The organism is Streptomyces bambusae (assembly GCF_019400985.1).
Taxonomy (GTDB): domain Bacteria; phylum Actinomycetota; class Actinomycetes; order Streptomycetales; family Streptomycetaceae; genus Streptomyces; species Streptomyces bambusae_A.
Window position 1 is genome coordinate 1 of the sequence record NZ_WTFF01000516.1, and the last position, 3221, is coordinate 3221.

Genomic DNA, 3221 nt, shown 5'->3' on the forward strand with positions numbered 1-3221 from the left:
CGACAGCTGCTCCAGGCGGCGCAGCGCGGGGACGGCCGCGTTGAACGCCCGCCGGTCGGCGCGGCTGCGGTCCGCCGCGTCGTCGGCGACGGCGAGCTGGCCGGCCAGTTCCTCCGCGACCAGGGCCAGGCAGAGGCCGGTGAGGAGGTGCGAGCGGGCGCGGCCCACCGCGAACAGCCGGGCCAGGCAGACCGCGACGGGGATGGCGGCCAGGGCGTACGCGGGCAGCAGGAAGCGGGCGGCCGCGTAGTCGACGAACAGCAGGTACGGCGCCGCGAGGCAGGCCGCGACGAGGGCCGGGAGCAGGACCGGCCCCGGCCGCCGGGCGCGGTACGCGGTGACCGCCCCGCCCACGACCAGCGGTGGCAGCGCGAACCACCACAGGCCGGTGACCGGCCGCCGCCACGGGACGTCGCACGGGCGGCACAGGGTGCGGCCGTCGAGGGAGCGCAGCTGGTCGGCGAAGGCGGGGTGCCAGCCGAAGCCGCCCTGGATCTCGCCCGCCCGATGCAGCCTGCTGATCAGGCCGCCGTAGCGCAGTTCGGCCTCGACGACCCACTCGGCGCCACCGACGACGGCTCCGGCCGCGAGCGCCAGCAGCAGCGCCGGCCGCCGCCAGCCGGGGACGACCGCGACGGCGCAGGCCAGGGGCAGGGCCAGCCACACCGCGTCGGGGGGTCTCATGAGTGCGGCGAAGGCCACCCCGCCCGCGATCCCGGCGAGGGCAAGCCGGTCGCCGGGATCGCGGGCGGCCCGCAGGAAGCAGCCCGTGGCGAACAGCGCCGCGAAGGCGACCCAGAGGTTCGGCATGGCCTGGGGGCCGTAGAAGAGGGTCACCCACAGCCCGGCGAACAGCCCTCCGGCGAGGGCGACCACCGGGGCAGGCAGCAGCCGGCGCCACACCCACAGGCACAGCAGCAGCGCCGCCGTCGCGAGTACGGCGAACCAGACGCGCAGGACCGCGACGGACGTGGTGAGGGCAGCGACCGGGGCGACGAGATAGGTGATCCCGCGGGCGCGCGGGGCGCTGAAGAACGCGGCGGGGGCGTCCCGCGAGACCTGGCTGACGTACACGGTCTCGTCCCAGCCGAGGCCGGTGCCCGGTACGACCAGGACGATCTGGGCCAGGGCGTACGCGGCGGCGACGGCTGCCAGCAGGGTGAGGTCCCGCCTGCGGCCGACGGCGCCGGAGGCGGGGCGTGAGCGGGTGCCGGGCGGCTCGGGCGTCGCCGTAGCGAAGTGGTGGGCCATCGGCGGACCTCGTCAGGGGCGGTACGGCGGACAGTGGCCACCCACGTTTCCCCGCCCGGCCGGCGGCCGCCATCGGGGACGGGCACCCGGCCCAACGGCTCCCGGACCGCGGCCCGGCGGACCGATCCGGCCAAGGCCACAACTGGCCGGGGCGCGAGGGGCCGGAGGGGCCCGAGGGGGCGGGGGCGCCATTACGCTGCTGTCCGTGCCCGCACAAGATCATGACCCAGGGGGACCCGTGTCTCAGTCGCAGCAGTCGCAGCAGTCACAGAATTCACAGCAGTCGCAGCACCGGAACGAGCAGCACCTCGCCGGCCGCCCGCACACCGGCCGCCGCACCCTGCTGACGGGTCTGCTCGCGGCCGCCGCCGGCGGCCCGCTGCTGTCCACGCTGTCGACCGGGACCGCACGGGCTTCGTCGGCCACTGACGTGTACGACTCCAACAAGGACATGTACCGGCAGTTCGCCGCCTCCGCGGACCCGGCCGACGGTGAGGGCAAGGACTTCGCCCGGCGCTTCAAGCGGCACGGGCTGGCGGACTTCGACAAGGCCGGGCGCCCCCCGTACATGCTGACGACGATCCTGGCGATCCACGGCGGCGGGATCGAGGTCGGCACCAGCGAGCTGTGTCTGGGCATCGCCGGCTACGACCCGGATCCGGCACTGGCCGGGAAGCGCTTCCCCGGACTGCTGAGCGACGATCCGGTGTACGACTTCTGGATGTTCGAGGGGATGCGCTCGGCAGATGCCAAGGACGCCGACGGCAAGCCGCTGACGAACAGGCAGTTGCACGTCACCTCCATCCACTGCGACGACCACATGGCCGTGTCGATGGCGGCGAGCAGCCTCAACACCCTCAGCCTGCACGGCCTGCGGTGGGAGCAGGCGTACCCGGAGTTCAAGGACCGGCCGGCGGCGCTCCCGGACAAGCGGGGCGTCGTCGTGGGCGGCCGCGACACCGTCTTCCGCAACATCCTCAGCAGGCGCCTGGAGGCCGCCGGGTTCCCGATCGCCCCCGGCGGCGCCGACGTCAACGGTGACGAGGAGGCCAACATCTGCAACCGCACCATGACGGGGAAGGGCGCCCAGCTGGAGCTCACCCGTGAGCTGCGCGACAGCTTCTTCTCCCCGACCGCCGACTCCCCGGCGGACCGCGGCAGTTCGTGCAAGAGCAACACCGAGTACAAGAAGTTCGTCGGGGCCTGCCGGATGGCGGTCTTCGAGCGCGAAGCCCTCCAGCGGGTGGAGTACGCGATCGGGCTCTGACCTCGTGGGCGGCGCGGCGGCCGGGCCGGTGCCGCGCGACCCGTGACCGGGCGGGCGGCCGCTCGTTGGGACGAGTGGTCAGCGAAGTGATCGGCAGGGAGGCCCGGGCGCCTTGAGCTCCGGGCCTCCCTGTGTTCCCCGGCGCGGGAGTGCGCGGCCGGGTCAGGTGGGCAAGCGGTCGGGTGCGCCGGCGGTCAGGTGTGCCGGTGGTCGGGTGCGCCGGTGGTCAGGTGTGCAGGAAGCCGTTGGTGCCGTCGTGTCCGTCGGCCATCTCCTCGTCGAACCAGTGGTCGCCGGTGGCGAGGTAGCGGAACCGGTGCACCTGCTTGGTCCGGAGCCTGACCGTCACGGCACGCGAGCCGTCCGGTCGTGCGGTCAGCGGGTGGGCGCCGGGCCGCCAGTCGTTGAAGTCGCCCACCACGCTGACCTCGCCCGGCGGCTGGTCCGCGGGCAGGACGAACGTGACGTCGGCGCGGTCCTTGCGGAGCTTGCGTTCCAGCATCGGGCAGTCCTCTCGTCATCACCGGACGCGGGCCAGCCTGCCCCGCGGAGCGGGCGCGCGGCGCGCCGACCCGCCCGCCACCCACCCGTCCAGCCGATCCACGGTGACGGACGGCGGCGGACCTGCCCCGACGGGCCCCGCCGGGACGGGGTCCGCACCATGCCGGGCACGTCTCTTATCACCATCTGACGCTGCCGACGA

At 74.5% G+C, this 3221-nt stretch carries 3 protein-coding genes; 1 reads left to right on the plus strand and 2 read right to left on the minus strand.

Annotated elements, in window-relative coordinates:
• The coding region (locus GPJ59_RS34950) for a hypothetical protein (protein ID WP_219672082.1) at positions 1–1251 on the minus strand (1251 nt) is incomplete at its 3' end.
• 238 nt (positions 1252–1489) lie between these two features.
• On the opposite strand from GPJ59_RS34950, the gene GPJ59_RS34955 reads away from it, so the two are divergent.
• Entirely contained in the window at positions 1490–2518 is a 1029-nt protein-coding gene (locus GPJ59_RS34955; protein ID WP_219672083.1) for a poly-gamma-glutamate hydrolase family protein, read from the plus strand.
• Between the two features lie 226 nt (positions 2519–2744).
• Here GPJ59_RS34955 and GPJ59_RS34960 read toward each other — a convergent pair whose 3' ends face one another.
• Positions 2745–3020: an isoamylase early set domain-containing protein gene (locus tag GPJ59_RS34960; RefSeq protein ID WP_219672085.1), complete on the minus strand. Its 276-nt coding sequence runs from the start codon at positions 3018–3020 to the stop codon at positions 2745–2747.
• Positions 3021–3221: the final 201 nt, after the last annotated feature.